This is a genomic window from Pseudoclavibacter sp. AY1H1, assembly GCF_002931055.1.
In the GTDB taxonomy this organism is placed as follows: domain Bacteria; phylum Actinomycetota; class Actinomycetes; order Actinomycetales; family Microbacteriaceae; genus Pseudoclavibacter.
The window spans coordinates 1-13,845 of record NZ_PSXX01000008.1 but is presented as its reverse complement, the minus strand read 5'-3'; the positions used below and the strand labels follow the sequence as shown (position 1 = coordinate 13,845).

Below are 13,845 nucleotides of genomic sequence, written 5' to 3'. Positions count from 1 at the left end.
TCAGCTCACCACCTTGAGGCCGATGACGGAGCCGACGAGCAGCAGGAGCAGGAGGACTCGGGCGACCGAGACGCGTTCCTGCTTCGTGACCATGGCCCAGACGACGGTGAGGGTCGCGCCGATTCCGACCCAGACCGCGTAGGCGGTGCCGGTGGGCAGCTGCGTCATGGCCCAGGCGAGGCCGGCCATGCTGATCGTGAGCGACACGAGGAACACGACGACGGGGATGGGCTTCTTGAAGCCCTTCGAGGCGGAGAGCGCTGAGGCCCAGACGGCCTCCAGCATTCCAGACAGAATCAACACGAACCAAGCCACGACGGCTCCTTCTGAGTCAGTCTTGTCGTGGTGCGGGTACTGCTCCCTCGTCCGCAAGCCCGATTCCGGGGCTTCAACATCCAACGGTAGCAACAGCCAGGACCATTGGCCAGGTCTGAGGCGCGGTCGCTGCGGATGCACAGGGGCTGCCCATCCACACCCGTCGGATGCACACCACGGCACACGTGACAAGGGGTGGGGACCTTCATCCCCACGCGGCACAGACTCTGAGCATGTCCCCCACGCAGCCCCCACCGCAGACTCCGGCACTCAAACGCGACGTCACGGGGCTGCTGCTCTTCGTGTTCATCCTCGGCGACGTGCTCGGGGCCGGGATCTACGCCCTCGTCGGCACCATCTCAGGCGAGGTCGGCGGCGTCACCTGGCTGCCGCTGCTCGTCGCCCTCGGCCTGGCCTTGCTCACAGCGGCGTCGTACGCGGAGCTCGTCACGAAGTACCCGAAGGCGGGCGGCTCCGCGGTGTTCGCGCAGCGCGCCTACCGTTCGGAGTTCGTGTCCTTCATGGTGGGCTTCTGCATGCTCGCGGCCGGCGTCGTGAGCGCGGCGAGCCTCGCACTCGCGTTCAGCGGCGACTACCTGGCCACGTTCGTCGATCTGCCGCCCGTGGTCGGCGCATCCCTGCTGCTCGTGCTCATCGCCCTCGTCAACCTCCGCGGCATCAAGGAATCGCTGCGCTCGAACATCGTCATGACCTGCATCGAGCTCACCGGTCTCGTCTTGGTCGTGGTCCTCGTGGGAGTGCTCGTCGGCAACGGCGGTGGCGACATCGGCCGGGCAGTGTCATTCGGCGACGGCATCAGCCCGCTCCCGGCCGTGCTCGGCGCGGCCCTGCTCGCCTACTACTCCTACGTCGGATTCGAGACGTCGGCGAACCTCATCGAGGAGGTGCGCGAGCCGTCCAAGGTGTACCCGAAGGCCCTCTTCTTCTCGCTGCTCACGGCCGGCTTCATGTACATGCTCGTCGGCACGGCGGCATCCATCGCCGTGCCCGCTGGCGAGCTCGCCGAGTCCACCGGCCCGCTGCTCGACGTCATCGAGGCGACCGGAGTGCCGGTTCCGGCTTGGCTGTTCAGCGCGATCGCCCTCATCGCGGTCGCCAACGGAGCGCTGCTGACCATGATCATGGCGAGCCGCCTCACCTACGGCATGGCGGGGCAGGGCCTGCTGCCCCGGATGCTCGGGCGCGTGCTCCCCCGGAGGCGCACCCCGTGGGTCGCCATCATCGTCACCACCGTCTGCGCCATCGTGCTCACCGCAACCGGCGGCATCGCCGTGCTCGCCGAGACCGTCGTCATCCTGCTGCTCATCGTGTTCATCAGCACCAACCTCGCCGTGCTCGTGCTGCGTCGCGACAAGGTCGAGCACGCCCACTTCCGAGCCTGGACGGCGCTGCCCGTGCTCGCGATCCTCTCCTGCATCGTCCTGCTCACGCAGCAGAGCGGCGAGGTGTGGCTGCGCGGCGGGATCATCGTCGCGGTCGGGCTCGTCACGTACGTCGTGCTGCGCTTCGCGCGGCGAACACGGACGAGGGACTGAGGTTCTACACCCCCGCGGCCATTCGCGATACCCCCACGGGGAAACACAGGGCGGCCTGGTCTGGTTGCGACAGCGGCGTCTTCTTGGCGTCGCGCTCGATGACGAGGAGACACCCATGTACTTCCACGCACAGACCTGGATCAATGACATCGCCGACGGCGAGCCAGACCCCGCAGCGGCGAACGCGCTCCAGGAGGGGCTCGGTGGGCAGTTCGGCGAGATGCGCACCATGATGCAGTACCTCTTCCAGGCGATGAACTTCCGGGGCCCCACCGCGAAGCCCTACCGCGACCTCATCCAGGGCATCGGCACGGAGGAGATCAGCCACGTCGAGCTCATCGGGACGACGATCTCGCGCCTCCTCGACGGCTCCCCCGAGTACACGGGCAAGCTCACCGACCCCGTCGACAAGCCGGGCGCCGGCGGTGCGACGCCACTGAAGATCGCGCTCGACACGAGCAACATCCACCACTATCTCGTGGGTGCGCAGGGTGCGCTGCCGGTGGACGCGGCCGGCAACCCGTGGAGCGGCAGTTACGTGTACAACTCCGGCAACCTGCCCCTCGACCTGCTGTACAACCTCATGCTCGAGTCGACGGGGCGCCTGCAGAAGTGCCGCATCTACGAGATGACCGACAACCCGACGGCGCGCGGCACGATCGCCTACCTCATCGTGCGCGATCAGGCGCACGAGAACGCCTACGCGCGGGCGCTGGAGACGCTCGGCGTGAGCTGGAAGTCGCTGCTGCCCATCCCCAAGACGAACGCCGAGGCGTTCCCCGAGGTGAAGGAGCTCCTCGACCTGGGGTTGCAGAGCAAGCAGTACTCGTTCGACCTCGACGGCAAGTCGGAGGCGGGCAAGATCTTCCAGGGAGCGTCGCCCTCGAAGGACGGGACGACGCTGGACGCCTCCGAGCAGGCGCCGGCAGGCGCCCCGTCGTTCATGGCCGACGAGCGTCTCGAGGAGTTCGCGCCGGGGCTCGACGCCGAGCTGCTCGCCCTCATCCAGGCGACGGCCGAGCTCGAGCTGTCGGAGGTCAACGGGTTCTACGGGCCGACAACTAAGTAGAGCGAAGACAGGGCAGCGCGACCGGCCCCGGTCCGCGACCGGCCCCGGTCAGAACGGCGGAGGGTCGACGCCAGAGGCTGGGCCAGGCGACGGGCCGGTCGCCGGGCCAGAAGCCGGGCCGGTCGCCGGGCCAGCGGACGGGCCGGGCGCCGGGCCAGCCGACGGGCCAGAAGCCGGGCCAGCCGACGGGCCAGGAGCCGGGCCGGTCGCCGAGTCAGAAGCCGGGCCGGTCGCCGAGTCAGCGTCTGGGCCAGCGACTGGACCAGAAGCCGGGCCAGAGAACAGGCCGGAGAACGGGCCAGGCGCAGATCCCGGCGGTTGCACCCGGTAGGTGCTCCCGCGGATCTCGATGCCGGGCGCACCGCCCGGCGAGGGCCCGAAGGTGACGCCGCGCGGTTCAGGAGCGTCGACCAGGACGATGCCGCTGGGCGAGGTCCACTCGAGGACCCCGCCCGGCAGCTGGCGGACCCGCCAGGCCGTGTTGCCTTTCACCGTGTGGTTCCAGCGACACAGCCCGGCGAGGTTGACGAGGCTCGTCGGTCCACCCTCGGACGCCGGGATCGTGTGGTCGAGGTCGCATTTGTCGGCGGGGAGGCGGCACCCCGGGAACCGGCAGTGCACGTCTCGAGCGCGCAGCCACGCACGCATCTCCTCGGTCGGCCGATAGCGGTCGACCTCGACGACCGTTCCCGTGATCGGGTGGGTCAGGATGCGCTCGAAGCTCGGTGCGTTGGCGGCGAGGGCCTTGGCGACGCTCATCGGGATCGGCGTCACGCCGTCCAGGAGCGCGGGAGTCGTCTCGAGCGAGCTGCCGTCGCCTGCCCTGGCGTCGAGCATCGTCAGCACCGGCATCGTGACCGATGCCTTCGCGGTGATGCCTGCCGCGGCCGGGCAGGACGTCAGCTCGCCGGTGAGGAGCAGCTCGGCGAACACGTCGGCCCGCACCTGGTGGAAGGTTCGCGGGTCGTCGGATTCACCGCCCCTCGCCGCGATGATGGACTTCGCCATTTCGGACAAGCGCCCGTCGATCGCCGTGAGCACCGGCAGCGAGTGCCGCGCGCCAAGTGACGCCATGCCGTCCGCCTCGCGCGTGACGAGCACAGCCCGCGACCCCATCGCCTGGTCGTAGCGTTCCTCCAGCGACGAGGCCGTCAGTCGCTCAGCCTGCTTGATCGCGAAGTCCTTCAATCTGCCCGGCGACGTCGACCGGGCCTTCTCGAGCGCAACCTGCACGAGCAGCTCACGCCGCGCGGCCTGTTCCGCTGGGTCTTCGTGCACGACGATCGTGCCCGCCTCGCACACGATGCGCGCGTGCGCCATCGACACCTCACCGGCCGCGAGCGCCGCGTGCACAAGCGGGAAGTCCTCCGTGAGAACCGCCGAGCGGCCCATGATGCTCGCGACGGCCTGCCTCGAGGTGTTCGTGACCGCCGCGATCTCCGCCTTCCACGACCGCAGCGCCCACTCCTGCTCGAGGGTGCCCGCTCGCTCATCTTCAGCGACCCCGGTTCGTGCCGCCAGCGCGTAGACGCGCGCCTGCTCTGCCTGCGCGCGGGCCACGTCGGCGTTCGCCTCGGCGATCAGGGAGACCAGCAGGAAGCGCTCGAGGTTGCGCACGCGCTCGACCATCTGGGCAGGTGGCATCCACCCTTCCGGGATCCTCGTTGCGAGCGCTTCATCGATCATGCGACCAGCTTCCCCCGGACCACCGACATTCTTGGCCCGGTCCGACGACACGCTCGAAACTCACCGCTGAAGATGAGGAGTTCTGCTGCGCTCCCTTCCCCGACCCCGACGCCGACGCCCGACCACGCCAACGGCGAGGTCGACCAGCAGGAACGCGGCGAGGCTGGCTCCCATGAGCGGCAGGAACACTCCGACCGCTGCCGCACCCGCCAGCACGAGCAGGACGCCCCACCACGGCGCGCGCCGGAACGCTCCCCGCGGCGGAGACGCGCCGACACGACGCGACGGGTCGTGCTTCGGCCGCCGCTGCCACCACATGACGTAGCCCCATACGACCATCGCCGCGATGCCGACGGCGACGGCGAACAGCACGAGCTGGTTGGCGAGGCCGAACATGGAGCCCATGTGCAGGTCGATGCCCCACCGACTGAGCTTCGCGACCGGCCCGAACTCGGCGAAGTCGACCCGGTCGACGACCTGCATCGTCGCGCCATCGATGGCCACCGCATCCACCTCGGTCGGGAAGCTGCGCTGGATCTCCTGCACGACCCACGCGGTGCCCGGCTCGGCCGGCGGCCTGATCTCGACGAGCCCCGTGTTGACGTTCACCTCGCGCGCGACCGAGAGCACCGAGTCGTAGGCGCGCGGGCTCAGCGCTGCGACGTCGGCACTCGGCGTCGGCGCACCGTGACTGTGCCCGTGCCCGGTGTGCTCGTCGTGCTCGTCGGCAGCTGGGCCGCCCACGCCGTCGAGGCTCGTACTGACCGACGGCGTCGTCCAGCCCACGGCGGCGCGCAGCTCACTGAAGTTCGCCCCGCCGTACTGCGACCAGGTGATGCCCGTGACCGACAGGAAGAGCGCCCCGGCGAGCACCCAGATGCCGGTGGATGCGTGCAGGCTGCGCGTGCGAACGAACCCTGTCGCAGCGAGGTTCGGCCGCAGCAGCTCGCGCTGCTGCGACGCCCGCTTCGCACTGCGAGCCCGCAGATACCTGGTCGCCCAGAGGCCAGCTCCGGCGAGTGCGACGACCCCGAGCCAAGACGCCGCGAGCTCGCTATAGAGCCGGCCGGCATCGCCGAGGTGGAGGCTGCGGTGCAGGTCGGAGACCCAGGTTCGGAACGGCAGGGAGCCCGAGGTGCCATACACGGGCAGGTCCCCGCGCACCTCGGCGGTCGCGGGATCGACGAAGACGGCTCTGGTCGTGCTCTCCCCCAGCCCGGCATCCGCGTACATGACCCGCGTCGTGTCGCCGGGTTCCGGGGCCGGCCGCACCGCGACGATCGCCGGGGCTGCACCGTCCGCACCGTCCGCACCGTCCCCGATGTAGGCGTCGGCCGCCTCGATCTGCTCGGCGAGCGGCAGGACCTCGTCCACCGTCGGCGCGTGCAGCTCGCGGTCGTACACGAGCTGCTCGATCTGCGGTGTCAGCGCGTACAGTGCGCCGCTCAGCGCCGCGATGAGGATGAACGGGCCGACGAACACGCCGGCGAAGAAGTGGAGGCGCATCAGCAGCTGAGCGAACCAGCCTCGCCGTGGAGTCGGACGCGCAGAGCTCACGCGAGGATCCCCTCTCCGATGTAGCCGCCTTCCGCGCATCCAGGTGGGATGGCGAATACCGCGGAGCCGATCGGCGTCGTCCACTCGTTGAGCAGATCAAGCTCGTCGAGGCGCCGCTGCACGGGCACGAACTGCGCATCCACGTCCGCCTGGAAGGAGATGAAGAGCAGGCCGGAGTTCGAGATCTGCTCGCCGCTCGGGGCGTCGTCGTAGTTGTAGCCGCGGCGGAAGAACCGCTCCGCCGTGTTCTCCGACCGCGCCCGCCGCAGGTGCGAGAACTCGGCGATGACGGGGAATCCCGCGGCGTTCTTGGCGGTGAAGTCGGGCTCGTCGTGCTCCTGGGTTCCGGTGAGCGGGGCCCCGTTCGCGAGGGTGCGCCCGACCGACTGCTCGCGGCCGCTGCGGTCGAGCCTGTCCCACTTGTCGAGGTCCATGCTGATGCGCCGCACCACCATGCCCGTCCCTCCCGCGAACGCGCCCTCCGTGATCCACACGAGCTGCTCGAAGTCGACGGTCGGCGGCGCGGGGTTGACGGTGCCGTCGACCTGCCCGAACAGGTTCCGCATCGTCGTGCCGGATGCCTCGGAGCCGCGTGCCCGGCGGAATCCGGGCTGCGTCCACCGCACGGTCGCGAAGCTGCGGGTGTCCTTCAGCAGCATCCGCAGCGCGTGGGCGACGGTGAACGGGTCGTCGGCGGCGACCTGCAGGAGCAGGTCGCCGTCGTTCCACGCGTCCTCGAGGCGGTCGATCCCGAAGGCGGGGAGTGGCCGCAGCCAGGCGGGGGCCTGCGTCGAGGAGGTGGAGGCGCGGCGGACGAACTCCGGCCCGAACCCGAACGTGACCGTGAGGTTCGCGGGAACCTGCGCGAGCTCGGGTTCCGAGTCGGCGAGCGCCGGTTCGCCGCGTGCGAGCCTCGCCGCGTCGTCGGTGAGGAGCTGCATGAGGCGGCGCAGCGCGTCGCGGTCGGTGCCGTCGCGCAGGTCGAGGGCCACGAGTGTCGCGTGCGCCTGTGGCGGCGTCGCGATGCCGGCCTGATGCTGGCCGTAGAACGGGACGGTGTCGTCCCCCGGCAGGGGAACGGGAACGCTGTCGTCCTGGCTCGCAACGGGTGCCGCGAGGCGGAGCGCCTGGTCTGCGCCGATGGCCGCGGCCGCGCCGAACCCGGCGACAGCTCCTCCGAAGAGGAGCTGCCGCCGAGTCGGGCGGGTGCGACCAGGGCTCTGGTCGCCGTGCATCAGCTGTTGTCCGCGTGGTCGCTGTTGTCCGCGTGGTCGCTGTGGTCGGCGTGGTCGCTGTTGTCCGTCTCCATGTTGCCGCCCATGTCATCCATGTCGCCGTCTTCGTAGGTCTCGTTGGCGCCCGCGTAGTCCTTGGCAGGGGCGGTGAAGTCGAGCGTCGAGTCGTCCGAGAACGTGAGGGTGAAGGTGACCTCGTCGCCCGCGACGATGGGCTCCGGCAGGTCCATGAGCATGATGTGGTTGCCACCGGGCTCGAGGGTGAGCGCCTCACCGGCGGCGATCGTGAATCCGCCGCCCTTCTCGCGCATCGTCATCTCACCGGTCTCGTTCGCGACGGTCTCGTGCAGCTCGAGGGCGGTGGATGCCGGGCTCGCGACCGACACGATCGTCACGTCCCCCGCCCCCGTGTTCTCGATCTCGCCGAATGCGGCGGACATGCCGGAGTCCTCGGCCTTGACCCAGGTGTTCTCGACGGTGACGGACTCGGCGGCGGGCGTCGCCGAATCGGCATCAGCCCCGGTCGCGGTGCTTGCCGTCGCGCACCCCGTGAGGGCGAGGGCGGCGGCCGCGAGGAAGGCCGCTGCTGCGAGGGGGCGGATGGTGGTCGCGGTCATGCTGGTCATGCTGGCCATGAGTGCGGTTCCTTTTCGGGAGGAGAAGTGAAGGTGTTGGGCGGCGGAGTCAGCGCGCATCGGCATCGCCGTCCTGCTGAGCGCCCTTGCGGGAGCGGACGATCACCCAGGCGACGCCGAGCGCGACGACCGCGCCCAGCCCGCCGATGAGAAGCAGCCGCGGCACGTCGAACGCCGACCGGGAGGTGACCTCGGCCGTGGGCTCGGTCGTCGCGCCGGAGTCGGACTCCGAGGCAGGGGCCGAGTCGGCGTCAGACACGGCCGCCTCGCTTGGCGCCGGTGTGGCGGCCTCTGCGGCGAGCGCATCCGCTGCACTCACATCGCCGACCGTGAACGGGATCGTGCCAGTGATCGGGTGCCCGTCTGACGAGACGACGCGCCAGTTGATGGTGTAGGAGCCGTCCGGCAGCGCGTCGTCGATGGTGCTCGTGACCGCGGAGCCGTCGATGACCGGTTCGCCGGTCGCCCAGGCGGTGCCGTCGGCGTCCTCGAGGACGATCATCGGCCCGATGTCCATGATGTCGGCGGAGTAGCGGAGCGTGACGTCGGCGGGTGCCGCGTCGAGCGCCGCCCCCGGCGCTGGTGCGCTCTCGATGAGCTGGTCGTGCGCCTGCGCGGGGGCCGCGCCGGCGAAGCCCAGGAGGCAGGCCACGAGCAGCGCGAGCACTGCGGCGGCCGCGCGGAGGGCGCGCTTCGGTTCGGTGGTCGGTGGGAGGAGTGCTTGGGTCGTGGAAAGGGAAGTTGAGTCGATTGACATCTCGAGAATTCCTCGGGTCTGTCCGACCGCACGCGAACCGAGCGCGCAGTGGGCGCGCGGCTGCCGCGGACGGAAAAAGTTCGACGCCGACCCGCACCGGAGTGCCTCCCCCGTGGAAGAGGAGGTGAGGGAATGCGGTGCTAGCTCGGGGTCGCGAACGTTGAGGGTCGCTGGGGCGCGGGCGGGCCGCGTCGCGGCTGCGTGCGCCCGGCGCGAACCGTCAGCGACGGCACCCAGGGCAGGTCGAGTGGCGCCGAGTCGACGGTCGCCATGGGGCGCGCGCCTCGGGCGAGGAGGAGGAAGATCGTGCGCAGCAACGGCAGCAGCAGTTCGACTGCCGCGTCCTTCGCCTTGGCGAGGCTCGCGACGAGCGTCTCGCCGAAGAAGAGGGCGAGGGCCGTCAGCACCGCGGCCACGGCGTGCATCGCCCACATGAGCGCGCCGTCGTGGGCCAGGTGCAGCGCCGCGCCAGAAGGAGCCGCGCTGCCCGCGCTCGACGCGAAGTCAGCCATGGCGGAGGCTGCGGCGAGCTGGCCGTGGCCGGCGTGCGCATCCGCCGCCGACCCCGCGCCGACGGTCGCGGACGGCGTGCCGAGCACGAAGAGCGTGTGGAAGAGGAACTGGCTGGCCCCGACCGACAGGGCCAGCCGCAGCGAGTCGGTGCGGATGCGCGCGAGCAGCAGGCACGCGAGCACGGCAAGGCCGAACGGGAAGGCGACGCCGAGGAGGCCCGGCATCCCGCCACCCGCGAGGATGTGCGAGGCAAGCGCGATGAACGTGGAGACGGAGGCGGCGACGAACGCGAGCTGCACGCGGCGGACCCGGGCGGCATCGCGCGGGCGCTGATCGACGGGCGCGGCCAGGCTGGCCTCGACGTCGAGATCGGTGCCGAAGTCGAGATCTGTGTCGAGATCGAGATCGGTGCCTCGCAGCTCCACTTCACCCATGGCGGGTGTCAGGAGGCCGGTCGAGGTCACCCCTCAAGTCTAGGCGGCTCTTCTACGCCTCGTAGACGCGGCCCTTCCACGCGACGCGGCGTCGCCCGGCCAGCGCGTAGACGGGCAGCACGAGCAGCGGACTGATCGGGCCCAGGATGCCCTCCGCCAAGTCGAGCGGCCGGCGTCGCACTGTGATGACGCTCACGAGGGTGCGATCGAGCAGCCCGGCGATGCGCACGAGGTGCAGGATGCGGTCGGTCGCGCCCCTGCCCGCGCTGGCTTGGGCACCCGGCCACACGCGCAGCACCCAGGGCAGCGTGTAGACGCAGACCGTGAGGAGGCTCGTCGCCGCCATGAGCGCTCGCGAGCCGTGGTGGAGGCCGAGGAGCGACTTCGCGAAGCCGCGCACGGAGCTGCCGTAGCCGTCGTACATGCGCACGGCGATGGCGGTTCCGCCGCGCGCGACGACAACCCGCCCCCCAGCGGCGCGCATCCGCTCGGCGAGGCGCATGTCCTCGACGAGCTCCCCGCTCACGGCGGTGTGGCCGCCGATGCGGTCGTAGGCGGCGCGGGTGAACGCCATGACCTGGCCGTTCGCGACGACCGGCGCGCGCCGGTGCTGCAAGGCCACGGGCACCGAGCCGAGCACGACGGCGTCGTTCAACGGGGTGATGAGCCGCTCGCCGAGCGTTCGCGTCTCCTGGCGCGGGAACACCGTGAGCAGATCGGCGCGGGACTCGCGCATGGTGGCCAGCAGCGCATCGAGCGCGCCGGGTCTCCAGCGCACGTCGGCGTCGGTGAACACCAGCACGTCGCTCGGGTGCCTCGCGACGGCGTCTGCGTCTGCGTCTGCCTCGGCTGCTTCAGGATCTCCTGACCAACATCGGTGCGATTCCGAGTGTTCTCGGCCCGCAGCGGGCGTTGCGGGCGGATTCTGCACCGAAGTTGGACACTGGCTTGCGCGACCAGCGGGACCGGGAGCGGCACGACCGGGAAAAGGAGCGGGAGCGGGAGCGGGAGCAACTGCCTCGGCGAGCTGCGCGCACGACCAGTTCTTGCCCGTCCAGCCGTCGGGGCGGGGCGCGCCGCCGAGCACCCGAGCACCAGCCGACTCGCTGAGGGCCCTCGTCGCGTCGCTCGACTCGTCGTCGAGCACGACGACCTCATCGGCGCCCTGCCCGAGGAACCCTGGCAGCGTCTCCCGCAGGGTCGCCTCCTCGTCGCGGGCGGGGATCAAAAGCGAAACGCGAGGAGCAGGCTCCCGAGCTGGTGCGCCGGCCCGCAGGCTCGGCTGCGTCAGCAGGTTCGCGAGCAGCACGACGGACCGTGCACCGAGGTAGGCGAGCGCGATTCCTGCGACGGCGCGGCTCGCGAGCCCCCGGTTCACCCGCGGCCCCTACCGCGCGCCCCGCCGCGGCGCATCCCGAAGCCCTCGGGCCTCGTCAGGTAGGCGAGCATTCGCCCGGCGATCCCGACCCGGTCTCGGCGGAAGCGCTGCGCGTCGAACACGACCCGGTACCCGGGGAGCGGGCGGGCGGGATCGGCGGCGTCGAGCGCCCGGTCGAGCTCGTCGAGCATCGACGCGAGCGCCGCCCGGAGCTGCTCCGGGCGCACCGGTGCGCCGAAGCGGATGAACGCCTCCGGCTTCGCGGCGCCCCGCAGGACGACGCGGATCGCGACGGGCACAAGCGGCACCCCAGCTCGCTCCGCGACCCACTCGGCACCAGGGTGCAGGGCGGACAGGCCGCGTCCGGCGCGCAGCTCGCCCTCGGGGAAGATCAGCGCCCAGTCGCCCGCACGGGCGCGGGCGACGAGGGTGCGGAGCGCGCGCGGAGGCACGGCCCCGACCAGCCGCAGGAACGGGAAGCGCTGCAGCTGCTCGTCGCCCATCATGACGGCGACGTCGGAGCCGACGTTCCTGGCGAAGAGGCCGATGAGATAGGCGTCCCACCAGGAGCCGTGGTTCGCGGCGAGCACCGCCCCGCCCGCCGGGGGCGTGCCCGTGACGGCGATCGAGAGCAGCCCCGTCCGCACGTCGCGCACAGCGCTGCGCACGAGCAGTGCGCGGGCCAGGCGAAGCATCATGGTGTGCCCGACGCTATCGCAGGCGAGGGAGCGACAGGCCGGTCGGGTGGATGCTCACCAGCCGCGCAGACCCGCGGCGACGACGCCCCCGACGACGAGCAGGAAGACCAGCAGGTCCGTCCAGGTGGCGACGAGCTCGTTCGTGCTCTTGCCGCGCTTCGCGAGGTGGCGCAGGCCCGCGAGGCCGAGGTAGATCGCCCCAGGGAGCGCGCCGATGAGCCCCCAGCCGGGGACGAGCGACGAGACGAGTGCGACCACGCCGAGGCTGAGGTTGGCGAGGCCGAGCTCTTGGACGACCTGCGCGGTCGCCGCTCCGGTCTTCATCATCGTGTCGGTCGCGGCACCGGTTCCGGTTCCGGTTCCGGTTCCGGTTCCCGTCTCGTCCCGCACGGCGGCGTCGTCGTCGTCAGGAGCGTCTTCCGCGTCGTCGTGCGCCGCCCCGAGAATCGTCTGCGTGGTGCGCCGCGGGTTCGTGAGCTGGCTGATGCCGGCGACGATGAGGCGTATCCCCACACCCCAGAACGCGAACCAGATCCCGAACACGATGGCCGGGTTCCCGCCCGCGACGCCCAGGTGGACGCCGCCGAAGATCAGCGGCAGCACCACTGTCTGGAGGATCACGAGGAGGGCGTACATGCATGGTCCGATCGGCGTCGGGATGCCCGCAGCACCACTGCCGATCTGAGCGGTCAGTGCTGCATCGCTGCATCGAGGGAGGGGTGATCTGCACGCTATTGCATGCCGAGTACCGCCGACAACACGGCGACGTGCGTTTACATGGACCGCGGTACTGAAAGAATGGCCGGGTGAGCATCCACCCGAGTGTCACGCCGAAGAAGCCCTGGTACCGCCGGAAGAGCAGGACGGTGCCCCTCGGCGTGCTCTCGGCCGGGCTCGTGGGCGCGATCATCTGGGTGTCGACCCCCTGGCCAGCTGCCATGCTCATCCGCGCCCTGTTCGAGCTCGACGCGAAGCGCACCATCACCGAGATGGAGGCGTTCGCGCCGACCGCCGACACCCTGCAGGCGCAGCTCGACGTCCCCTACGGCGACGACGGATCGGACACGAGCTTCGACCTGTACTCCCCCGCTGGCACGAGCGAGGCACTGCCGACGGTCGTGTGGATCCACGGGGGCGCGTGGATCTCCGGCGGCAAGCAGAACGTCGACCCGTACGTGCAGATCCTCGCCGCCGAGGGGTTCACGACGGTCGCCCTGAACTACACGGTGGCCCCCGAGGCCACGTACCCGACGGCGCTCACGCAGCTGAACGACGCGCTCGCGCACCTCATCGAGCACGCAGCCGAGTACAACATCGACCCGAACCGTATCGTCCTCGCCGGCGACTCCGCGGGCGCGCAGCTCGCGAGCCAGCTCGCGACGCTCGCCACGAACCCCGACTACGCCGAGCTCGTCGGTCTGACGCCAGCGCTCGCCGGCGAGCAGATCGCCGGGATGGTGCTGAACTGCGGCATCTACGACGTGAGCGGCATCCCGGACGCGCCTGGCCTCGGCGGCTACGGCTTCCGCGTCGCGCTGTGGGCCTACCTGGGTGAGAAGGACTGGTCGCAGACGCCTGGTGGCCTCGAGATGTCGACCCTCGACTCCGTGACCGCCGATTTCCCGCAGACGTGGATCTCCGGCGGCAACGCCGACCCGCTCACCTCGAACCAGTCGCAGCCGTTCGCGGCGAAGCTGCAGGGGCTCGGCGTACCGGTCACTACTGTCTTCTATCCGGACGACCACCAGCCGGCGCTGCAGCACGAGTACCAGTTCAAGCTCGAGGGGGCGGATGCGCAGAGCGCGCTCGCCTCGACGATCGACTTCCTGAAGTCGGTCACGTCGGCTGCCTGACCGCCGCCCGCAGCCTGCAACCCGCAGCACCGCCGCGCCGCCAATAGGTCGCTTTCACCCCGTTCTCGGCGTCGAAATGGGGCGAAGCTGACCTATCCGGCGGCGCGGCGGTGCTGCGGGTTGCAGGCTGCGGGCGGCGGTCAGGCAGCCGACGTGACC

The 13,845-nt window shown here is 70.8% G+C and carries 13 protein-coding genes and 1 riboswitch; of the genes, 3 read left to right on the top strand and 10 right to left on the bottom strand.

Annotation, left to right across the window (positions count from 1 at the left end; genetic code table 11):
- Entirely contained in the window at positions 1-315 is a 315-nt protein-coding gene (locus C5E05_RS12690) for a multidrug efflux SMR transporter (RefSeq protein ID WP_104342128.1), read from the bottom strand.
- A 10-nt stretch (positions 316-325) separates the two neighbouring features.
- Positions 326-392: riboswitch (guanidine-III (ykkC-III) riboswitch) on the bottom strand.
- Between the two features lie 156 nt (positions 393-548).
- Between C5E05_RS12690 and C5E05_RS12685 the strand changes: the two genes are divergently transcribed.
- Positions 549-1,871: an APC family permease gene (locus C5E05_RS12685; protein ID WP_104342127.1), complete on the top strand. Its 1,323-nt coding sequence runs from the start codon at positions 549-551 to the stop codon at positions 1,869-1,871.
- 115 nt (positions 1,872-1,986) lie between these two features.
- Complete coding sequence (locus C5E05_RS12680) at positions 1,987-2,940, top strand: manganese catalase family protein (RefSeq protein ID WP_104342126.1); 954 nt, start codon at positions 1,987-1,989, stop codon at positions 2,938-2,940.
- Positions 2,941-2,988: 48 nt separating this feature from the next.
- Here C5E05_RS12680 and C5E05_RS12675 read toward each other — a convergent pair whose 3' ends face one another.
- From C5E05_RS12675 to C5E05_RS12635, 9 genes are all read right to left on the bottom strand, one after another.
- A complete protein-coding gene (locus tag C5E05_RS12675; RefSeq protein WP_104342125.1) occupies positions 2,989-4,626 on the bottom strand; it encodes an HNH endonuclease signature motif containing protein in 1,638 nt (545 codons plus the stop codon).
- A 60-nt stretch (positions 4,627-4,686) separates the two neighbouring features.
- Positions 4,687-6,222: a PepSY domain-containing protein gene (locus C5E05_RS12670; RefSeq protein ID WP_104342124.1), complete on the bottom strand. Its 1,536-nt coding sequence runs from the start codon at positions 6,220-6,222 to the stop codon at positions 4,687-4,689.
- Positions 6,180-7,418: a Dyp-type peroxidase gene (locus C5E05_RS12665; protein ID WP_104342123.1), complete on the bottom strand. Its 1,239-nt coding sequence runs from the start codon at positions 7,416-7,418 to the stop codon at positions 6,180-6,182. The genes C5E05_RS12670 and C5E05_RS12665 overlap by 43 nt, the downstream gene beginning before the upstream one ends.
- Positions 7,418-8,035 (bottom strand): copper chaperone PCu(A)C, encoded by a 618-nt coding sequence (locus C5E05_RS12660; protein ID WP_104342194.1) that lies wholly within the window; start codon positions 8,033-8,035, stop codon positions 7,418-7,420. The genes C5E05_RS12665 and C5E05_RS12660 overlap by 1 nt, the downstream gene beginning before the upstream one ends.
- Before the next feature lie 67 nt (positions 8,036-8,102).
- Positions 8,103-8,810: a copper resistance CopC family protein gene (locus tag C5E05_RS12655; RefSeq protein ID WP_104342122.1), complete on the bottom strand. Its 708-nt coding sequence runs from the start codon at positions 8,808-8,810 to the stop codon at positions 8,103-8,105.
- Positions 8,811-8,950: 140 nt separating this feature from the next.
- Complete coding sequence (locus C5E05_RS12650; RefSeq protein WP_104342121.1) at positions 8,951-9,787, bottom strand: hypothetical protein; 837 nt, start codon at positions 9,785-9,787, stop codon at positions 8,951-8,953.
- A gap of 22 nt (positions 9,788-9,809) precedes the next feature.
- Positions 9,810-11,135: a glycosyltransferase family 2 protein gene (locus C5E05_RS12645; protein WP_104342120.1), complete on the bottom strand. Its 1,326-nt coding sequence runs from the start codon at positions 11,133-11,135 to the stop codon at positions 9,810-9,812.
- The gene (locus tag C5E05_RS12640) at positions 11,132-11,833 is read right to left on the bottom strand and encodes a lysophospholipid acyltransferase family protein (protein WP_104240012.1); all 702 of its coding nucleotides are present in this window, start codon (positions 11,831-11,833) and stop codon (positions 11,132-11,134) included. The genes C5E05_RS12645 and C5E05_RS12640 overlap by 4 nt, the downstream gene beginning before the upstream one ends.
- A 54-nt stretch (positions 11,834-11,887) precedes the next feature.
- A complete protein-coding gene (locus tag C5E05_RS12635; RefSeq protein WP_104342119.1) occupies positions 11,888-12,469 on the bottom strand; it encodes a hypothetical protein in 582 nt (193 codons plus the stop codon).
- A gap of 170 nt (positions 12,470-12,639) precedes the next feature.
- Between C5E05_RS12635 and C5E05_RS12630 the strand changes: the two genes are divergently transcribed.
- Entirely contained in the window at positions 12,640-13,686 is a 1,047-nt protein-coding gene (locus C5E05_RS12630; RefSeq protein ID WP_258064861.1) for an alpha/beta hydrolase, read from the top strand.
- Positions 13,687-13,845: the final 159 nt, after the last annotated feature.

Coding starts and splice junctions, on each gene's coding strand:
- C5E05_RS12685 (WP_104342127.1), top strand. CDS start 549: ATGTCCCCCACGCAGCCCCCACCGCAGACTCCGGCACTCAAACGCGAC.
- C5E05_RS12680 (WP_104342126.1), top strand. CDS start 1,987: ATGTACTTCCACGCACAGACCTGGATCAATGACATCGCCGACGGCGAG.
- C5E05_RS12675 (WP_104342125.1), bottom strand. CDS start 4,626: ATGATCGATGAAGCGCTCGCAACGAGGATCCCGGAAGGGTGGATGCCA.
- C5E05_RS12670 (WP_104342124.1), bottom strand. CDS start 6,222: ATGCGCGGAAGGCGGCTACATCGGAGAGGGGATCCTCGCGTGAGCTCT.
- C5E05_RS12665 (WP_104342123.1), bottom strand. CDS start 7,418: ATGCACGGCGACCAGAGCCCTGGTCGCACCCGCCCGACTCGGCGGCAG.
- C5E05_RS12660 (WP_104342194.1), bottom strand. CDS start 8,035: ATGACCGCGACCACCATCCGCCCCCTCGCAGCAGCGGCCTTCCTCGCG.
- C5E05_RS12655 (WP_104342122.1), bottom strand. CDS start 8,810: ATGTCAATCGACTCAACTTCCCTTTCCACGACCCAAGCACTCCTCCCA.
- C5E05_RS12640 (WP_104240012.1), bottom strand. CDS start 11,833: ATGATGCTTCGCCTGGCCCGCGCACTGCTCGTGCGCAGCGCTGTGCGC.
- C5E05_RS12635 (WP_104342119.1), bottom strand. CDS start 12,469: ATGTACGCCCTCCTCGTGATCCTCCAGACAGTGGTGCTGCCGCTGATC.